The 17964-nt window shown below is 34.4% G+C and carries 19 protein-coding genes; 6 read left to right on the top strand and 13 right to left on the bottom strand.

Annotation, left to right across the window (positions count from 1 at the left end):
* Positions 1-107 precede the first annotated feature (107 nt).
* The 4 genes from E0I61_RS05430 (at position 108) to E0I61_RS05415 (ending at position 7658) form a co-directional block, all read left to right on the top strand.
* Positions 108-398, top strand: coding sequence for a helix-turn-helix domain-containing protein (locus E0I61_RS05430; RefSeq protein ID WP_126462714.1), 291 nt, complete (start codon positions 108-110; stop codon positions 396-398).
* Positions 399-589: 191 nt separating this feature from the next.
* Positions 590-1837 carry a type II toxin-antitoxin system HipA family toxin gene (locus E0I61_RS05425; protein ID WP_132069942.1) on the top strand — a complete coding sequence of 416 codons (1248 nt, stop codon included), beginning with the start codon at positions 590-592 and terminating at the stop codon, positions 1835-1837.
* An 8-nt stretch (positions 1838-1845) separates the two neighbouring features.
* Positions 1846-6570 carry an AVAST type 2 anti-phage system protein Avs2 gene (avs2, locus tag E0I61_RS05420; RefSeq protein WP_132069940.1) on the top strand — a complete coding sequence of 1575 codons (4725 nt, stop codon included), beginning with the start codon at positions 1846-1848 and terminating at the stop codon, positions 6568-6570.
* Between the two features lie 11 nt (positions 6571-6581).
* Positions 6582-7658: an MBL fold metallo-hydrolase gene (locus tag E0I61_RS05415; protein ID WP_132069938.1), complete on the top strand. Its 1077-nt coding sequence runs from the start codon at positions 6582-6584 to the stop codon at positions 7656-7658.
* Positions 7659-7998: 340 nt separating this feature from the next.
* Here the strand turns inward: E0I61_RS05415 and E0I61_RS16250 are convergent, their stop codons facing one another.
* Positions 7999-8154, bottom strand: a complete 156-nt coding sequence (locus E0I61_RS16250; RefSeq protein WP_165930180.1) for a hypothetical protein — start codon at positions 8152-8154, stop codon at positions 7999-8001.
* A 361-nt stretch (positions 8155-8515) separates the two neighbouring features.
* On the opposite strand from E0I61_RS16250, the gene E0I61_RS05410 reads away from it, so the two are divergent.
* Positions 8516-8938 (top strand): DUF6943 family protein, encoded by a 423-nt coding sequence (locus E0I61_RS05410; protein WP_126768728.1) that lies wholly within the window; start codon positions 8516-8518, stop codon positions 8936-8938.
* A gap of 29 nt (positions 8939-8967) precedes the next feature.
* The gene (locus E0I61_RS05405; RefSeq protein ID WP_126563055.1) at positions 8968-9147 is read left to right on the top strand and encodes a hypothetical protein; all 180 of its coding nucleotides are present in this window, start codon (positions 8968-8970) and stop codon (positions 9145-9147) included.
* 74 nt (positions 9148-9221) lie between these two features.
* On the opposite strand, the gene E0I61_RS16245 is transcribed toward E0I61_RS05405, so the two are convergent.
* The 12 genes from E0I61_RS16245 to E0I61_RS05345 form a co-directional block, all read right to left on the bottom strand.
* Complete coding sequence (locus E0I61_RS16245) at positions 9222-9398, bottom strand: hypothetical protein (protein WP_165930179.1); 177 nt, start codon at positions 9396-9398, stop codon at positions 9222-9224.
* Positions 9385-9612 (bottom strand): hypothetical protein, encoded by a 228-nt coding sequence (locus E0I61_RS05400; protein WP_235832069.1) that lies wholly within the window; start codon positions 9610-9612, stop codon positions 9385-9387. The genes E0I61_RS16245 and E0I61_RS05400 overlap by 14 nt, the downstream gene beginning before the upstream one ends.
* A gap of 52 nt (positions 9613-9664) precedes the next feature.
* On the bottom strand, positions 9665-10069 hold the full coding sequence (locus E0I61_RS05395; RefSeq protein WP_126563053.1) for a DUF5675 family protein: 405 nt from the start codon (positions 10067-10069) through the stop codon (positions 9665-9667).
* A gap of 1 nt (position 10070) precedes the next feature.
* On the bottom strand, positions 10071-10826 hold the full coding sequence (locus E0I61_RS05390; protein ID WP_126563052.1) for a hypothetical protein: 756 nt from the start codon (positions 10824-10826) through the stop codon (positions 10071-10073).
* Between the two features lie 1019 nt (positions 10827-11845).
* A complete protein-coding gene (locus E0I61_RS05380) occupies positions 11846-12130 on the bottom strand; it encodes a transposase (RefSeq protein ID WP_131996626.1) in 285 nt (94 codons plus the stop codon).
* Positions 12131-12339: 209 nt separating this feature from the next.
* A complete protein-coding gene (locus E0I61_RS05375; protein ID WP_132069934.1) occupies positions 12340-13602 on the bottom strand; it encodes an alginate export family protein in 1263 nt (420 codons plus the stop codon).
* 2 nt (positions 13603-13604) lie between these two features.
* The gene (locus E0I61_RS05370) at positions 13605-14285 is read right to left on the bottom strand and encodes an SCO family protein (RefSeq protein WP_235832068.1); all 681 of its coding nucleotides are present in this window, start codon (positions 14283-14285) and stop codon (positions 13605-13607) included.
* Between the two features lie 18 nt (positions 14286-14303).
* Positions 14304-15068 (bottom strand): formylglycine-generating enzyme family protein, encoded by a 765-nt coding sequence (locus E0I61_RS05365; RefSeq protein ID WP_132069930.1) that lies wholly within the window; start codon positions 15066-15068, stop codon positions 14304-14306.
* 35 nt (positions 15069-15103) lie between these two features.
* Entirely contained in the window at positions 15104-15481 is a 378-nt protein-coding gene (locus E0I61_RS05360; RefSeq protein ID WP_131915757.1) for a c-type cytochrome, read from the bottom strand.
* A gap of 52 nt (positions 15482-15533) precedes the next feature.
* Positions 15534-17024, bottom strand: a complete 1491-nt coding sequence (gene nirK, locus E0I61_RS05355; protein ID WP_132069928.1) for a copper-containing nitrite reductase — start codon at positions 17022-17024, stop codon at positions 15534-15536.
* A 109-nt stretch (positions 17025-17133) separates the two neighbouring features.
* Positions 17134-17370, bottom strand: coding sequence for a cytochrome C oxidase subunit IV family protein (locus E0I61_RS05350; RefSeq protein WP_132069926.1), 237 nt, complete (start codon positions 17368-17370; stop codon positions 17134-17136).
* 3 nt (positions 17371-17373) lie between these two features.
* Entirely contained in the window at positions 17374-17955 is a 582-nt protein-coding gene (locus E0I61_RS05345; protein WP_132069924.1) for a cytochrome c oxidase subunit 3, read from the bottom strand.
* Positions 17956-17964 lie beyond the last annotated feature (9 nt).

Genomic DNA, 17964 nt, shown 5'->3' with positions numbered 1-17964 from the left:
CTCTTTGTCATTACTTTATTATCATAACAAATAAGAAATAAAAAATAAATGTTTGCTATTTAAAACATAAAGGCTATTTTTGTTCAGAATAACAAACATTTTAAAAAATGGCAACGAAAAAACAGACCGTATTCCCAAAGTATGACAAGATATTGGAGCAAATGGGAGAAAACATAAAAATGGCGCGTAAAAGAAGAAAACTCACTATGATACAGGTCGCGGAGAGAGCCGACATTTCAAGATCCACATTACACCTAATCGAGTTAGGAAACACAAGTGTGGCAATGGGTGCTTATTTCAATGTACTCAGAGTATTAGGCCTTCAGGACGATTTCCTAAAACTAGCTTCAGACGATGAACTCGGAAGAAAACTCCAAGACCTCGAACTTCTAAAATAAAACCACTCTACTTAACTCGCACTAAAATTCCCCTCCTTTGGAGGGGTGCCCAAAGGGCGGGGTGGTAAATTAATAATATAAAATGGCAACTAACAAAACCGACATATACGTTTACGCACATTTGCAAGATTTGATTTTAAGAGGAGGACTGCCAGTGGCAGTCTGGTATAATCTCAATTTAACAATATAAGATGTCTATAAAAACTGAAATATACGTATATGCACATTGGAAGGGTTTACCTGAACCCGAAATCATTGGCATCTTATCTGCACAACAAGCTAAAGGTAAAAAAGCATTCAGCTTTGAATACAATAAAGACTGGATAAAATCAGAACAAAAATTCCTGTTAGACCCGGACATTCAATTATATGGTGGACCACAATACCCAAACAAAAAAGAAAACTTCGGAATCTTTTTGGACAGTATGCCCGACACTTGGGGAAGAACACTGATGAAGCGGAGAGCGGCGCAATGGGCAAAAGAAGAAGGAGAAAAAGCACCAACACTCTATGATATTGATTTTCTGTTAGGTGTTTACGATGAAAGTCGTATGGGAGCATTACGCTTCAAAATAAATCCGGAAGGAGATTTCTTAGACAACAACAAAACAGCTTCAACACCGCCTTGGTCATCCATTCGCGAACTACAAAATGCAGCTGCTAATTTTGAAAACGACGATGACAATGATGAGGTAAAAAAATGGCTATCTGTGTTGATGGCACCAGGTTCTTCACTCGGAGGAGCTAGACCAAAAGCCAATATCTTAGACAATGATAAAAGCCTTTGGATTGCTAAATTCCCATCCAAAACCGACACCACAGACAAAGGGGCTTGGGAATTCCTATCCTATAAATTGGCAATAAATGCGGGTATAGAAATGGCACCATGTCGTATCGAAAAAATAATGGGGAACTACCATACATTTTTTACAAAACGTTTCGACAGAGAAAACGGAGAAAGAATACACTTTGCATCCGCAATGACCATGACTGGAAACAATGAAGATACAATCCGGGACAATCCGGCAAGCTATTTAGACATAGCCGAATTTATTAGTAATCATGGAACAAATATAGAAGCTAACTTATACCAATTATGGCGCAGAATAGTATTTAACATAGCTATTTCAAACACAGATGACCATTTAAGAAACCACGGCTTTATCCTGACCAAAGAAGGTTGGATATTGTCACCAGCCTATGACCTAAACCCCTCAATTGAAAAGGATGGTTTGGCTTTAAATATCGATACCGATAATAACGACCTCGATTTCGAATTAGCAAGAAGTGTTGGAGAATATTTCCGCCTAAACAAAGAACAAATGGAAACCATCATACAAGAAGTACTCCAAGCAACAAGCAATTGGAAAAACATTGCTAGTGAAATAGGTATTTCAAGAGGAGAACAAGAATTGATGGTAAAAGCATTTAATTCCTAAACATCATTATGATAGAATCATCTTTCGACAAAATAATTACAACGTTAACCGTAAGATTAAAGGATTTCCTAAACAATGATTATATCGGTAGTGGTGTCATCTACTATCAGGATAACTTCAAAGACAAAGTTTATATACTGACAGCTTCACATTGCTTATTTATAGATGGAGATCAGTTCCGGAACCAAAGAAATGAAATCTGTATCGATTTATTAAAGTCCAATTTCTCCGACTATGAAACAATTAAAGTTCCAGTAGATTCGGACTTACTGTTTACATCGGAAAAAAAAGATGTTGCTGTTTTAATTTTAGATAAAAAAGGAGTAGAAAATATTATTGGTGAGATTCCTAAAGTGTCTACTATAAAAGAAAGAAGCAGTTACAATGGTTTCGTTACAAAGGGCTTTCCGAAAGCTACTTTGGGAGAGGAAATCGTCGTACTATATCCCACTTGGTTGCAACATTTTGAGAATGATAGATTCCAACTCGAACTACACCAAGCCTATTCAGCCTATTCAACTCAAGGATTTTCGGGTAGTCCCATCTTTTTAATTGCAAAAAACGAGATTTATCTATTTGGTATTTTTACTAGATTCAGACCTGAAGAAAAAGGAAAAGTAATCTATTGCCAATATATTGAAACAATTAATGAATTATTGGATAATAATTATTTACCAAAAATTTCATTCAACTATTTTGGCAATCATGGGCTGGCAAAAGACTTTTTTAAAAATCATATTGAAAGGTCTATCGTTGGTCTTGGCCCACGATTTACAGAAGAACTTAATTTCAAACTTCCAATAGCTAAATGTTTCAATGACATTGCTAAGGATGCTGTGTTTTTTAAAAGATTTTTAAAAGTAGTGGATGATTGGATTTTAAATCATGGATCTAAAAAAGTACACTATAATATTCATCTTGAACAAATTGAAAATGAAAATGAAGATTTAAAATCAAAAGTTATTAAATGGATAAAAGGATTAGAAAATTTAGTCACGGAAAAAATTGATATTGAATGGATATATGACTCATTTGAGAGATTAGAAAGGTTTATAAATTCTAAATCAGACGAGCTTTATAAATTACGTAGGGCTGAAGAAGAGTTAACCAAAGGCTCTAAGAAAGATTATAGTTATAGACCTCCATATGAAACCGAAATAAGCAGGCTTCGTGAAATTAGTAGAAATAATAATGATTTCATTCATGATTTAAGCAAAAAAATAAATATAAAACTGGCAAACAATCCTTATTTGCTTATAAAAGGAGATGCTGGAAATGGTAAATCACATCTACTAGGCGATATTGCAAAAACCAGAATAGATGGTAATTTGCCTACTTTGCTTTTGTTGGGTCAAAATTTAATCAGCACAAAAAATATTTGGGAAAATTTTAATTCTGAATTAGGTTTAGTGTGCTCGAAAAAGGAGCTATTATCAGAATTAAATAATATTGGTACACAAATTGGTTCTCGAGTCCTAGTATTGGTAGACGCTATAAATGAAGGGGGTGGTAAAGATTTGTGGTATTCAAAAATAGCTGAATTTATCAATGATTTTCAGGAATATCCTTATATAAGTCTTGTCCTTTCCATTAGAACCACATATTTAGATCATGTCGTTCCTATAGACGTGTTAAATAATCCTAATTTAACAGTAATCGATCATGAGGGATTTAAAGGAAACGAATATGCTGCACTTAAATTATTTTGTGAACATCACGGACTAAAACAACCACATTTCCCTATACTGGCACCGGAATTTACAAAACCTTTGTTTCTAAAATTAATTTGTGAAGCGGTTAAAGTAACTTCAGAAAAAACCTTTCCGCAGGGATTTCAGGGGATCAGCAATATTTTTAAAATTTATATACAATCACTTAATACTAAATTTGAAAATAAAAGACCGGAGTACAAAAACAGAAAAATCGTAGAAAAAGCAATTCATTTATTAGCTCATGAATGTTTTGGTAAAGATAGAAGAATGTTACTTCTTGATGATGCTTTTGAACTATTTGCTAAAAAGCATCCTCAATTCATACATCTAATAAATGATTTAATTGAAGAAAACGTATTCATTAAAAGAATTGAATACAATTACGAAAACAACCAAAATGAAGATGTAATCTATTTTGCTTATGAACGATTAGGTGACTTTTTTATAGCAGAAAAATTAATAAATAAGTTCCCGACTATTGAAGAAATAAAAATTGCATTTCAAAAAGAAAATGAATTTGGGAAACTAATCGATTATAGATTTTGGCAATATGATGGTCTTTTTGAAGCTTTTGCAGTTTTATTGCCTGAGAAATATAACATTGAGATTTTTGAAGTCTTTGACTGGGTTTTTACTGATGAATTAGAAGATGAATTTTATAGAAATCAGAATAAAGATTCCGTTAATCAGTTCTTGTTTGATAGCTTGAATTGGAGAAAGATAGAAAGTATTGATAATAAAAAAATTACAAACTGGTTTTCTAGCAAAAATTTCAGTAAAGGTAGAGATGAAATATTTATAAAACTGGTAGAGTTATCACCAATCATAGATCATCCTTTTAATAGTGATAGACTTTTTGGTATATTAAAGCGTGATAAAATGCCAAAAAGAGATGGTTATTGGCAACAACATCTGCGTTGGTCCAACGGTTATGATGATTCTGGTATCGCTTATCCGATACGAAGGTTAATTGATTGGGCTTGGTCACCTGAAATATCTTTTAATATAGATACTGAAACGGCAAGATTGACTGGACAAACTCTTGTATGGGTGTTAGCTTCAACGCACCGAAAATTAAGAGACCAAACAACAAAAGCTTTGGTTAATCTTTTTGAACAACAACCTGAGGCCCTATTGGCTATTTTAAAAGTGTTCAAAAACATTGACGACTTATACATCTTGGAAAGGTTATATGCTGTCGTTTATGGCTGTATCTTGAGAACAGAAAGCAATGAAAATATTATCAAAATTGCAAATGTTGTCTATAATTATGTCTTTAAAAAGGGTAATCCTCCTAAGCATATTCTCCTACGAGATTATGCAAGAAATATAATTGAGTATGCTGTTTATAAAAATCCTGAATTAAAATTCAATTTAGATTTAATTAGACCTCCCTATAAGAGTAAAATGCCGGACTATTTCCCAACAGAAGAGGAAGTATTAAAATTTAACTACCCATATAATAAACCTGAATCCAAGATTGATTATAAATACATGAATAATCGAATTTATCATTCTATAACTGGATATGGTGATTTTAGCAAAACTATCGATTATAAATTAGGTAATTTTAAATCGACTAGCTTCACATTTGAGAATGAGTTTAATTTATTTTTTAATTCATTACAGCCAAAACAAAAAAAAGGATTCAGAAATATTATTTCAATTCTAAAATTAAAAGCTAATCTTATAAAAAAGCAAAACACATATACTCGAATAGTAAAAGAAGATACTTATAATCAATTATTAAAAAGTATCGATGTTTTATGTTCTAGAGAAATAAATGAAGTAGAGAAATTTTTTGAAGATAGTTCTAATGATTTTTCTACTAATGATTGCATTAAATATTTAAAGAATAAATATGAACGAAAAGAGCAAAAATTAAGTAAAATTGATATTAAACCTTTTAAATTTTGGATTACTAGAAGAACATTTGATTTAGGATATAATAGTAAAATACATGGTAATTATGATGATTCAATTAGTAACTTCAATCATAATCGAGACTTTAAAATAGAAAGAATTGGAAAAAAATATCAATGGATTGCGTTGTTTGAAATATTAGCGGCAGTTGCCGATAATTATAAAATTCATTCTAATTGGTCCGTAGAACAAACTTTTTACAAAGGACCTTGGCAATTCTATTCAAGAGATATTGACCCCGTATTTACAACAAGAAATATAGAAATTGACGATGACGAAAATAATATTAGTAATTTAATTGAAAATAAAAAATGGTGGGATAATCCAGAGTATAATAATTGGAACCAGAATGATGCCGATTGGGTCGACAATTTAATTGATTTGCCATCATTAAAAGAAATTTTGGAAAAAATAGATGAAAATTCAACTAAATGGTTATCTCTCAAAAAATATTCAGCTTGGTATGAATCAAAGCCAATCGGGCAAGATAAATATGATGGTAGAAAAAAACAGATTTTTTATAAAACACAAAGTTATATAATTAACAAAAGAGATAAAGAAAAAATAATAAAATGGCTATCTCAACAAAATTTTTGGGGTAACTGGATGCCAGAAACTTCAAGTCCTTTAAATTTAATAAACAGAGAAAAATTTTGGTCACCAGCGTATCTTGACATTGATAAAGAAAAAAAATGGGAAACTATTCAGGATACCAATCTAAAGGTAATTATTGGTACCACTGACGCAGTTGGCGAAATGAGTGATGATAAATCAGGTGCTCATTCCTATTATGATATGCCATGTAAAACTTTGTTTGAAGGCATGGAATTAAGTTATGCTCCTATTGATGGGGAATTTAAAAACTTGCAACAGGATATTATTATTAAAAATATAAATTATACTGGTTTACTGATAAAAAAGAATGAGCTCTTGAGTTTTTTAGAAAAAAATAAATTAGATATAATTTGGACTGTTCTTGGAGAGAAGTTGTCCTACGACAACAAAAACGATGTAAATTATTTTAAGGAACTAAGCGGGGTTTACTATTTAGAAGAAAACGAAATCAAAGGCAAAATGATTTCTTACAATAAAGAATAAATATTTGAATTATGACTGTGATTTTTTTTCAAGCAGAATGTGGAGATGCTTCATGTATCAGGTTTCTAGGAAATGATAATAAATATCATAATGTTTTTATTGATTCGGGCTATGAAAGAACATTTCGGCATGTTTTAGAAAATGAGATTCGGAATATTGTTGCCAAAAATGAAACCATTGATTTATGGATTATTTCACATATTCATGATGATCATATTGGTGGTGCTATAAAATACATCGATACTATCAAAACCGGCGAACATAATGATATTGTAAACCAATATTTTTACAATCCCCCTAGGGTTTATGACTTAAAAAAATCCGCAAAGAATATTAGTGAATTTGTTAGTATAGGTCAAGGAGATGTATTCTATGAGTACTTAAAATCAAACAATAAGCTTTTGGATTATGATATAACAAATTCAATTGAGCCGATTGATCTTTATGGCTTGAAATTGACAATCTTATCTCCAACGTATATAAAAATAGATGATCTAAGATTAAAATACCCATTGGACAGTAATAAGTCACTTGAAAGAGAAGAAGATGAAAAAGTAAGCGAAGCGGTTGCTCCTAAACAAAATGACTACAAGACACTTATCAATAATTTTAATTTAGATATATGGAAAGAAGATAATTCCGTTGAAAATGGAAGTAGTATATCTATTCTTGCAGAATTTAATAACAAAAAAACACTTTGGTTAGCAGATTCCCATCCCACTGATATTGTAAATTCATTAAAAAAACTAGGATTTAATCAGGATAATAAAATAGTATGTGATTGGGTTAAAGTTACTCATCATGGCAGTAAAGGAAACAACAGTGATGCACTTTATAATTTAATTGAGTGTGATAATTATTTGTTTAGCGTCAATGGAGAAAACAAGCATAATTTGCCATCTAAAGAATGTATCGCCCGAATTTTAAGAAATAAACAACGCCCAAAAAACTCAAAATATAATTTTCATTTTACTTACGATAATCAAACATTGAGAAGCATTTTCAATGTGGAAAATGAAAGCATTTTTAAGGAATATAATTTTGAAGTGTTTTATTCTGATCAAAAGTCTGTGACTATTAACCTCTAATTCCCAAAGGTATATATTCGTTTCCAAACATCACGGGCAATTAAGCGGTCTCTCTGCGGTCGTTCTCTTTGTTCCGTTCGGCAGCTCCAGTCGGTCAACCTTACAGTTTTATAAGAACATTTTTTTGAAATAAGCAATTATTATTTCAATTCATTAGTTAGGTTTCCCTCCATTCCGCAGACACTTCACAGCACAAAAAAATAAGGCAGCCAAAAAATAGGCAACCTTATTTTTTCCGCTGTTCGTTCCTCATCTTCACACGTTCTCTACCCTGCGTTCGGCAGGGCTATTACATCCACAATACCGCTTCATTCCATTACACTCCGCAAGCTACGTTCCACTACATTCCAGCAGTATCATGTCTGTCGCCCTTTATTTTTTCAGCGGTTGCTCCTTCGCACAGCCATCGGGGTTGGCGCCATTCCGTAAAAACGTCACTTTGCCCTAAATCAAGGAACGCCAAAGGCTGACTTATATTTTTTCCCCGCCGTTTCACGCTGCTATCCCTTCTCTACACTATGTAAACTTCGTTCCGTTCTCGGTCTAGCGTAGCTGTTCGATTGCCGCAACCCCGCCACTGCGCTCCTCATTCATTCCGCTACAATTCCGCTAGCGCTTCATTATAGCTCCATTCCTTGTGGTGCTTGGGGGTGTTAAAATTCTACACAACAACCATAGTGCAATTTTCTTGAAAAGAAAGAGAAAAAAATCCAGCAAATTTAGCATCCATTCCTCACTTTCAGTCGGTCGTGCCTTCCTCCGTTCCCGTTCGTCATTTCTGCTGATTATATGGCTTTCTTTTTTCTTTTTTTTTCTTTTCAAAAAAATTAAGTCGAATTTTTTAAACCAACAGCATTATGCCAAATTTCATCATCAAGACTCACCAAAAAGACACCACCTACAAGGGAAACCAAATCTTTATCCTCAACAAAGGAATGAATAGTGGAAAGCCCCAAAAAGAACCCTTTACCAACAGTTTTGTGATTATGTTCCCAGACGAAAAGGATGCCGAAACAGTCTACTGGCTTGCCTACAGCCTATGGAAATCAAACTTTTGGCACCAATTTTTAATCGGATCCGTAATTCCATTTTTACGCATAAATGATTTCAAGAAAGATTTTGATTTTAAAGTGAATGAAATGATGCAAGAACACGACCTGCACCAGAAACAAGTCCAAGCGCTGAGATTGCTGGAACAGAAAGAAGATCAATTACATAAAAACATCAACCTTATCAACGAAATGCGTAGAGCCATTTTAAACCGCTACTGCAGAAAATAATAATTATTTTAACCTAATTCTCCTAAATTGTGAAACTGTTCATTTTATACCAAACCGATTTTTGGAAAAGCAAAACATCAAGAGTCTTTTTCGGAATATTTGACAGCCGATCAAAAGCAATGGACTGCGCAAAATACAACGGATTGTTCTGCTCCAATGCCAAAGTGGTCATCGAAGAAGTGACCTTGAATATTTTCGAGGAAATATAAAAACAAAAAAGCCAAGTCTACTCACGACTTGGCTTTCTTAGGTAGTCCGGAAAAGGTTACCAATCATAACCAGACTATTTCTTTTTAAATTTTGTCAATCCTTTTAAAAGGAGCGAAACCATAAAACTTACTATTGCGCCTACAACCGCTAAGATAATCGTCTTTATAATATCTTCAGAAAGGATATTAGGCACAATACTTAGCAAAGTTCCGGATGCGGTTCCAATTTGCAAGGTGTTATTTGATTCCATCTCGCGGTAAATTTTGATTGTCTTTTTTCAACCGATTTGTGATGGCCCGCTCTCGGTTGGTCTTATCATCTACCGTAATTTGACTAATTACTGAAATGACTCCTCCCGCAAGGGCTGCATATCCCGCGACACTCACAACAGCTACGGGTAATGCCACTGGAGCTGCAATGATACTGCCACTGATAGCCAATAGAGCCATTCCAATACTTCTCAAAATCCGGAAAAACTTAGGGGTAGGTGCTTTTGCACGTTCAACTATATTCATACTATAATTTATTAGATTGGATTCTTATTTTCACTTCTTCATTATCGGTCAAAGCTCCATAAACTAAAGCTTTTAACTTTCCAAACGCTTTTCGGGAAGAACTTCCTCTCCCTATTCCGGTGTGTAGTGTTACAGTTGCGATACAGCCCAACAACTCTTTCTTGGCATCATTGGCAGGATGAATTAATATAAAATCTCGTCCTGGAACATTTTGTAAATGTATATGCCATTTGAATTTTGGGCTAAACCGCTTCTGCAAAACATATTTACCTTCGGGAATACAAGAAATTCGCCTTTGATTTTCCAACCATGGCAACTCGATGGTATAACAAACTAAAGTGCCGTTCCATTCCAAAACTCCTTGTGTTCCCTCGGGAAAATAGGTCCTATTCAAGACCAAAACCATCTTACAGACCGCTTACCTGAACCAATGCCAATGGATTGTATGATCCGTTTTTCAAAGGATACATTCTTCCATTTACTTCTTGATAAAATTCAATTCCCAAAGCCAAAAACAATGGTTTTGTGCTACCTGGAGTAACTGAATTGGTATGATTGATATCGACGGTTTGATTCGAATCCCACGCTAGAATATCCGTTTCCGATGTGGCAACCACAAAGGTTTCGGCTTCAAAATCTATTTCCGCACCTGCAGATATGATTTTGAAATGCGTGGTTCCGCTTGCAGCCGCAATCATGTTTGCAGGAACAAATGGAACCAAATCAACCATGATATCTCCTGAAGCACGGTCAATTGTACCCACAAAAGGAGCAAATAAAGAAGTGCCCAGTTTGCCCCTAATGTTGAATTCGAATCCAGCAAGCAATTCTGCCTCACCATCAATCACATTGCGCAAGCCGCGTTCACTTACCATATCTGCCTGAATGACTTTAATCATAGATTGAGTCAATCGGCTTACCATTCTACTATCAGCAGAATTAATGAGCAAAGTTCGCATTGCCGTTCTCAAAACCTTCCCTGCCTTTCCTGCTCTTCCAAATTCGGCTCCATTCTCGCGGGTTCTTTGAAATGCCGGATCGCTCGCAATTCTGCTCGCATCGACACCCCCTTTTTCTCTGGCTAAGTGGCCGTCTTTGGTTTTGTAGAAGGTAATATCTCCGATCGTACCTTTTAATTTAATTATGCCTTTCTGTCTTGCCATAATTCCTAAAATTTTAAATTAATAAATGTTTCTAATTCCCTCAATCATCATCCTGTTGCAACACTTTTCGATTGATTATAAAACAAATTTTAGTCAATTAAATCACATAAAAAAGACTTCCCTATCCCATATGTCACTTTGTGACACAAATGGCATAAAATGACCTAAATACCCATTTACAACCAACATTGACGGGAGTAGATTTCCGCTTCTGAACCAAAGGAATAATTTACTATTTTTATGGAGTGCCAGAACTTGAACCACAGAGGTTCCAGATTAGGCAAAGCCCAATCAAAGTCATAGATAGAGTATGAGAGCCAAAAACAATAGATTATGTATCTATCCTAAGGATATACAACGCATAACCGGAAAGAGTTATCGCCAAAGTATTAGACTACTTCAAAAAATAAGAAAGGAGCTCAACAAGCTCCAAAATGAGTTTGTATCTGTCGAGGAGTTTTGCCAATATACCAGCTTAAAAATTGAACAAGTTGAACCTTTGATAATTGGGTAGAAATTATACTTTAGGCAACTAAATTTTGAACCAATGCCTGTTCAAAAAAAACGGTTAACCAGTTCAAAATATGATAATTAATTATTAATTCCAGCAAAAAAACACTTATCTTTGATAATTGAAATTTAGAACAATTTGCTAACATATTGAGAGGTGTCAGTTGAGGAGTCATTTAAAATAAAAGCTTTGCGAAGCCTTATTTTACGGCGCTTTAGAAAAACAAACAACTCCCTCTTTCTCCGCCAGTAGAAAAACAAATGGTATCAAAACCCCGTAAATCTTACGATTTACGGGGTTTTTGCTTTTACTGCATATTCAAATTATTCATCTAATCTCAATCTTAACGAGATAAAATCGAGACCCTACTAAATTCCTAAAATCAGGGTCTCGCTAAATCAACTTAAAAATTTCAAACAACCTGGATATGCAAACAAAAAGTAGAGAAAAAGTTAAGCTACATTTTTGTAATTAGTTAATTTATTAAATTCTTCAATAGTTTTATAATTCAAAGCGGAGTGCCTTCTTTTTTTAAGATATCACGTTCTAATTCTGCTTCTTTTAATTTTTTTTCGAGTTCATGAATTTTTTCTTGTTCAGGGCTTAATTTTAAATTGCTTTTTCCAGGAAAACTTCCTGTTCCAAATTCTTGATAATCTTGTCGCCATTTATATAGCAATGCAGATGATACTCCAAGTTCTTTTGCCAGTTGTGGGATATTGTCTCTTTCATAACTTAATTGGACTGCTTCCTCTTTGAAAATGCGGTCGTAAGTTTTACGATTTTCTTTCATGGTCTAAAGTTAAGGTTTTGCTCTTAACTGGAACTCCACGCTAAGTTAGCACATCCATTTGACCGTAGAGAGTAAATTGTGTATGACCAAAACGAAAATACACTTTGTCCCCTTTCACATTCCGTTTGGAACTAATGAAAAATATTCAACTAACTCGTTTACAAATACTTAAATTAAACTTTATTTGAACTAGTTAATCTAAGTAAAATCTATTTTAAAGTAAATATTTTGGGGCTAAAAGTAACCATTACCCAAACCCAATTGTTGGTATTGGCGGCATCAATACCATTTTTTAATCTTTCTAAAGTTCCAGAACCAAACATTTGGGAATAACCAGCTGAAGCAACAATGTCTTTTTGAAAGGCATAACCGGCAGTAAAATCCATTTCTGTTCCTAAATAGCTATCCATTTTTTTATTAGTGGCGTCTAAAACTGCATTTGGGGCTGAGAATACGTGTGGTATCAAATTAAATTGCCATTTGTTTTGGGTATAATTTAATTTTAAATAAACATCCTGCAATCCAACACTATTCAGGTGGTTACCTACGTAGAAATAATCCATATAGCCATTAAATCCGTGGTTGGTTCCAAAAATAGGATTAAACGATTTTATGTCAGAACTGCTATCATCTTGATTTTTACCCGAAAGATATTCATATCCAAAAGTAGCTTTAAATGCATTTGTTAAGGCATATCCCAGATTTGCACCAGCATACCAAGCACTCACACTTTTGTCATTGCTTTTTCCAGTTTGTCCGTACAAACCTAGATTTGTATCCCATTTTTTATCTTTAAATGTAAGATACGTTCCAAAAGTTTGTTTGTAATCTACTTCTAAATTACCAATGGCTTTTTCAAACTCATAACCGGTATTTAAAAATAACAAACTCATGTTCAGTTTACTAAATTGAGTGTGATACCATGCATATTGCAAGGATTTGTAGTTAGTCGTGTAGGCGGTTTTAGGCTCTAATAAATTTTCTTTATCAGCATTCAATACCAATCCTAAATCCAGTTGATGATTCTTCTGATGAAACGTAATCACTGCTGCATCATGGCTTTGTCCTTGTTGTGCCCAGTCGATTTCACCAAAAATACGCTGATTGTCATACAAAATCACTTGGCGACCTAAGCGCGCACTCCATTTGGCATCAAAATCATATTGTGCCCAAGCTTCAAATAAAGCAATTCCGTTTTTATCAACTTGTGTTGTTGTTGCCACATCACCCCAAGTGCGAATGTTCTGAAAAGTTAATTTGGCTTTTAATTTTTCTTGTTTGTAATTAAAATTTAATCGGGAACGTTGCGATACAAATGAAGTTGCCTTTTCCCCATTTGGCATAAGGTTTTTGAAACCGTTTCGGTATTCATAACGCGGTCTGAGTTGCAGATTGGCATCCAACTCTTGGGCATAAGTCTCCATGCTTACCATTCCTAAAAATGACAAACCAATTATTTTAAGTAATTTCATGTTTAATTTATTTTTTGAGCTTCCTCTGTAATCTTCTGAATGGTTTGGTCTGAATTGACACCTAAACCCTCTTGTTGATAGGCTAATTCCCCATCAGCATTAAATACACTTATGATATTGGAATGGGAGAATTCCAAAGGCGCTATTTTTTTATAGTTTACTGCTAAAACTGCTGCAAATTCTCTTGTATTCTCTTCTGATGAGCGTAAAAAAACCCATTGTGCGCCGTCCATTTTGTTCTCAATGGCAAATGCTTTCAACCGTTTGGGCGCATCTACAGTAGAATCGATACTCACTAAAACAAAATTCACATTATCCTTTATGTTGTTCGGCAATCTTTGTTCGATATTTCGCATGTCAGCCACTAATCTTGGACAAGCAGATTTACAAGAAGTGTAAATCATAACCATAACCAGCACTTTCCCCTTCAAATCTTTCATTTCGATATTTTCACCTTCTTCATTGGTCCATTTTGACGGAAGATTGTAAATGGATAAATCCGAAATAGGTTTGTCTATTGTCTCCGCTTTTGATTTATTAACACAGGACTGAAGTGATAAAAGAATTAAAACTAATCCTAAAAAAAGCGTTTTACACCTGTTTTTCTTAGCTTTTATTTTTAGAAGATTCGTCTGTTTAGATAAGCTGGGATTGTGACTATTTGATTTCATTTCTGTTGTCATTTGAGTTGATTTTGAGCGCTACTTTTTATCTTTCGCACATCGAAAACCGAGGTTTTTAGTAGTAAATCGTGCCTTAAGACTTCCTCGGAAAGCATAACGCATAAAAGCGGCATAGTTCATTAAATCTGTTGCATTTACAGAACCGCTTCCGCAAAATAGATTCCGGTCCGTATCCTTGTCTTTTCTGGATTCCCCGGAAAGAAAAACACTATTGAAATCGGCTGTCCATTCCCAAACTAATCCATGCATATCATAAACACCCCAATAATTTTTGAAGGTGCGACCTACCGGATTCGCATAGGTTTTTGGTTTTTCATACCAAGACAAAATATAATTATTAAAGCTTTCTTTAGTACGTGCGTCAATTCGTTTCTCATCGGCCATGGCAACATATTCCCATTCATCCATGGTGGGTAATCGTTTTCCTTGGCACTCACAATATTTTTTGGCTGTAAACCAAGAAACATTCGTTACCGGAGCAGAACTTAAATTGGCAGCCCCATAATTAAAATCACTTTCCCATTGCGATAAATAACTTTTATCGGCAAAAATACCTTTCATTCTGGAGCGACTGTTTTCTGGATATTTCTTCAAAAATTTCAAAAATTGGGTATTGGTTACCGGATAAATATCAAGACTAAAAGCGTCAACTTGTACTGGTTTTTTACTTGTAGCCCCATAAAGGGGGACAAAAGTCCCCCCTTCAATAGAAGCCATTTTAACAACTTGAGACCATAGCGATGCTGTAATAAGAAACAAAAATATTGGCAAAAAATTTTTCATATTTAACATGGCTAATTTCTTTTAAGCTGTACGAATTATTTTCTTTGGGCTTTTACCATTGCTGGTGTAACCGTAGTTTTGTTATTTCCCCAACTGGCGTAAACATAGGTCATTGCATCTGCTATTTGTTGATCGCTTAATGCTTGTGCAGGCATGGCACCACTGAATTTTTTACCATTTACAGTAATTGGTCCGGTTAACCCTTTTACGACACCTTTTACAGCGCGATTCACATCTTTATTTAAGTAATCAGATTTGGCTAAAGGAGGGAAAGCACCCGGAATTCCTTGCCCGGCAGCTTGGTGACAAGCGATACACGTTTTCGCATAAATTCCTTTTCCTTTATCAGCGCTTTGACTGTATCCCTGTAAAGCCAATCCCATCATTCCGATGCATAAAATATACTTTTTCATATTATTATAATTATTGTTAAATACTTATTTAGATTTGGATTCAATCCTGTTTTTATTCATGAATATCTTTTGCTTTTGGAGCTACTTTTCCTCTCAATGTTTTAACCATTGCCGGCGTTACAACCGTTTTATTATTTCCCCAACTGTCATACACATAAGTCAATACACTGGCTACTTCATCGTCGGTCAAATTTTGACTGGTCATGACGTTATTGAATTTTTTACCATTTACAGTAACTTCTCCGCTCAATCCGTGCAAAACAGCATTTATTGCTCTGCCAGAATTAGCGTTTAAGAAATCTGACTTGGCTAATGGAGGGAATGCGTTGGGAATTCCCTGCCCTTCAGATTGGTGACAGGCTAGACAGGTTCTTCCGTACAGTTCTTTCCCTGCTTTAACGTGTTCAGCTACAGTTTTCGCCGCAATGCTTTGAGTAGTACCTTTCACTTTAGGCATATTTTGTATGGTACCTCCTTCCGGCAAATAAATCCCTTCTTGTGTTGTTCCAGAATAGACTATCTTATTATCATTCCCTTCTACTTTTAACATTCCTAATGCCCCTTTGTTGAAAGCTCTAAAAATGGAGTGATCTACTAAAATATACGTACCGGGAACATCCACTTTAAATTCAACTATTGCTGCGCCACCAGCTGGTATCAAAGTTGTTTGGACATTTTTGTTAATCATATCGCCACCTTCAATATGAACTTTATCGAATATTTCACCAATTGCGTGGAAAGAAGAGACTAAGTTTGGTCCACCATTCCCCATATAAATACGTACTGTTTCCCCTTTTTTGGCTGTTAATGCTTTATCTCCTGTTAACGCCCCTACTTTTCCATTAAACACTACATAATCCGGTTGCTCTTTAATCGCTTTATTCATATCAAATGGTTGAGATCCTTGTTCTCCATAATTTCCTTTGGTATAAAAATCGCCTTGCATAATGTAGTATTCTTTGTCAACTGGAGGCAAACCACCTTCAGGTTCCACTAATATCAAACCATACATACCGTTTGCAATGTGCATCCCAACAGGAGCTGTGGCACAATGGTACACATACAAGCCAGGATTCAACGTTTTAAAATTGAATACTTTTTCATGTCCCGGCGCCACTAATGAAGAGGTTGCTCCTCCGCCTGGTCCAGTTACCGCATGCAAATCTATATTGTGCGGCATTTTATTATCGGGGTGATTTTTCAAATGAAATTCTACCTCATCACCTACACGAGTTCTTATAAAACTTCCAGGAACTGATCCTCCGAAGGTCCAATAAGTATATTTAACACCATCTACCATTTCGCCCTCTTGTTCTTTAATCTCCATGTTCACAACCAATTTTGTGGCCGCACGATCACCTACTGGTTTAGGTACAAAAGGTGGCGCAGTCAGTTCAGCCGTTTTTTGACCTTCCACCTTAATGTTCTCATAATATTTTGCGTCTTTTTCTTCATTTTTGGAACAAGAAAACAGACCAAGGGCTACAAAAAAAGCAATAGCAGTTACCTTGTTTTTTCTGTTAAATTTAAATGTACATTTCATAATTATAGATTGTTAAATTCATCGTAATTTATAGTGTAAATATAAAAGACAAAAACATCCTTTATTATGATATTTGTCATGTTGTTAACTTTTTTATAAGAACTTATTTCTACACAACTATTCCCAAAATAATCAATCCTAAAACCAAAATTAAACTCACTTTCCAAAATGAATGCGCTTTTTTAAGATCCATAAATTCAAAAGAAACCAAGAGAAATTTCAGTACAGATAATCCCATAATTAGAATAATTAAAATACGAGAAACAGACATTGTATTTGAAATCAAAGCGGTTGAAACCGTCAATACAATCAATAAACCATACGTAATAAAAAGTGTTTTTTTCATTTTCTAAAAAATTAAGTACAGAACAGGAAATAGCAACAACCAAATCAAATCACACATGTGCCAGAAAGCAGCGCAGGCTTCAATATCGTCAATACCTGTATCTGAATTTTTCTTGGTCATTCCATAGTTGGTCCAGATTAAAATCACCAAACCCATGATTACATGAATCAAATGAAAAGCGGTTAACAACCAATAAAAAGCAAAAAAAACATTGGTTTCCGGAGTGATACCCGATTCCATTTTATGATAGTATTCAACGCTTTTTAGTATTAAAAACAGCAGTCCACCAAGCATGGTTAATTTAAAATATAAAGATGATTTTAAACGGTTATTGTTTTTAAACTCCAAGACTGAATTGGCCATAAAAAAACCACTCGTCAACAAAAAAATAGTGTTTATTACTCCAAAAGTTGTATTGAGTTGTAATCGCGATTGATGAAACAATTCAGGCTGTTCTTTTCCGTAATAAACGAATGCTAACAGTGCCATTCCGAAAGTAATGAGCTCCAGAAATATAATAATCCACATCAGAATTCCCCCCGGCGGATAATAGATGCTTTTATAATTAATTTTAAGTGTGTTCATTTTTGTATG

The sequence above is a fragment of the Flavobacterium ranwuense genome (genome assembly GCF_004349315.1).
GTDB classification, from domain to species: Bacteria; Bacteroidota; Bacteroidia; order Flavobacteriales; family Flavobacteriaceae; genus Flavobacterium; species Flavobacterium ranwuense.
Note: the sequence above shows the minus strand (reverse complement) of the source record. Positions and strands in the feature narration are given on the sequence as shown.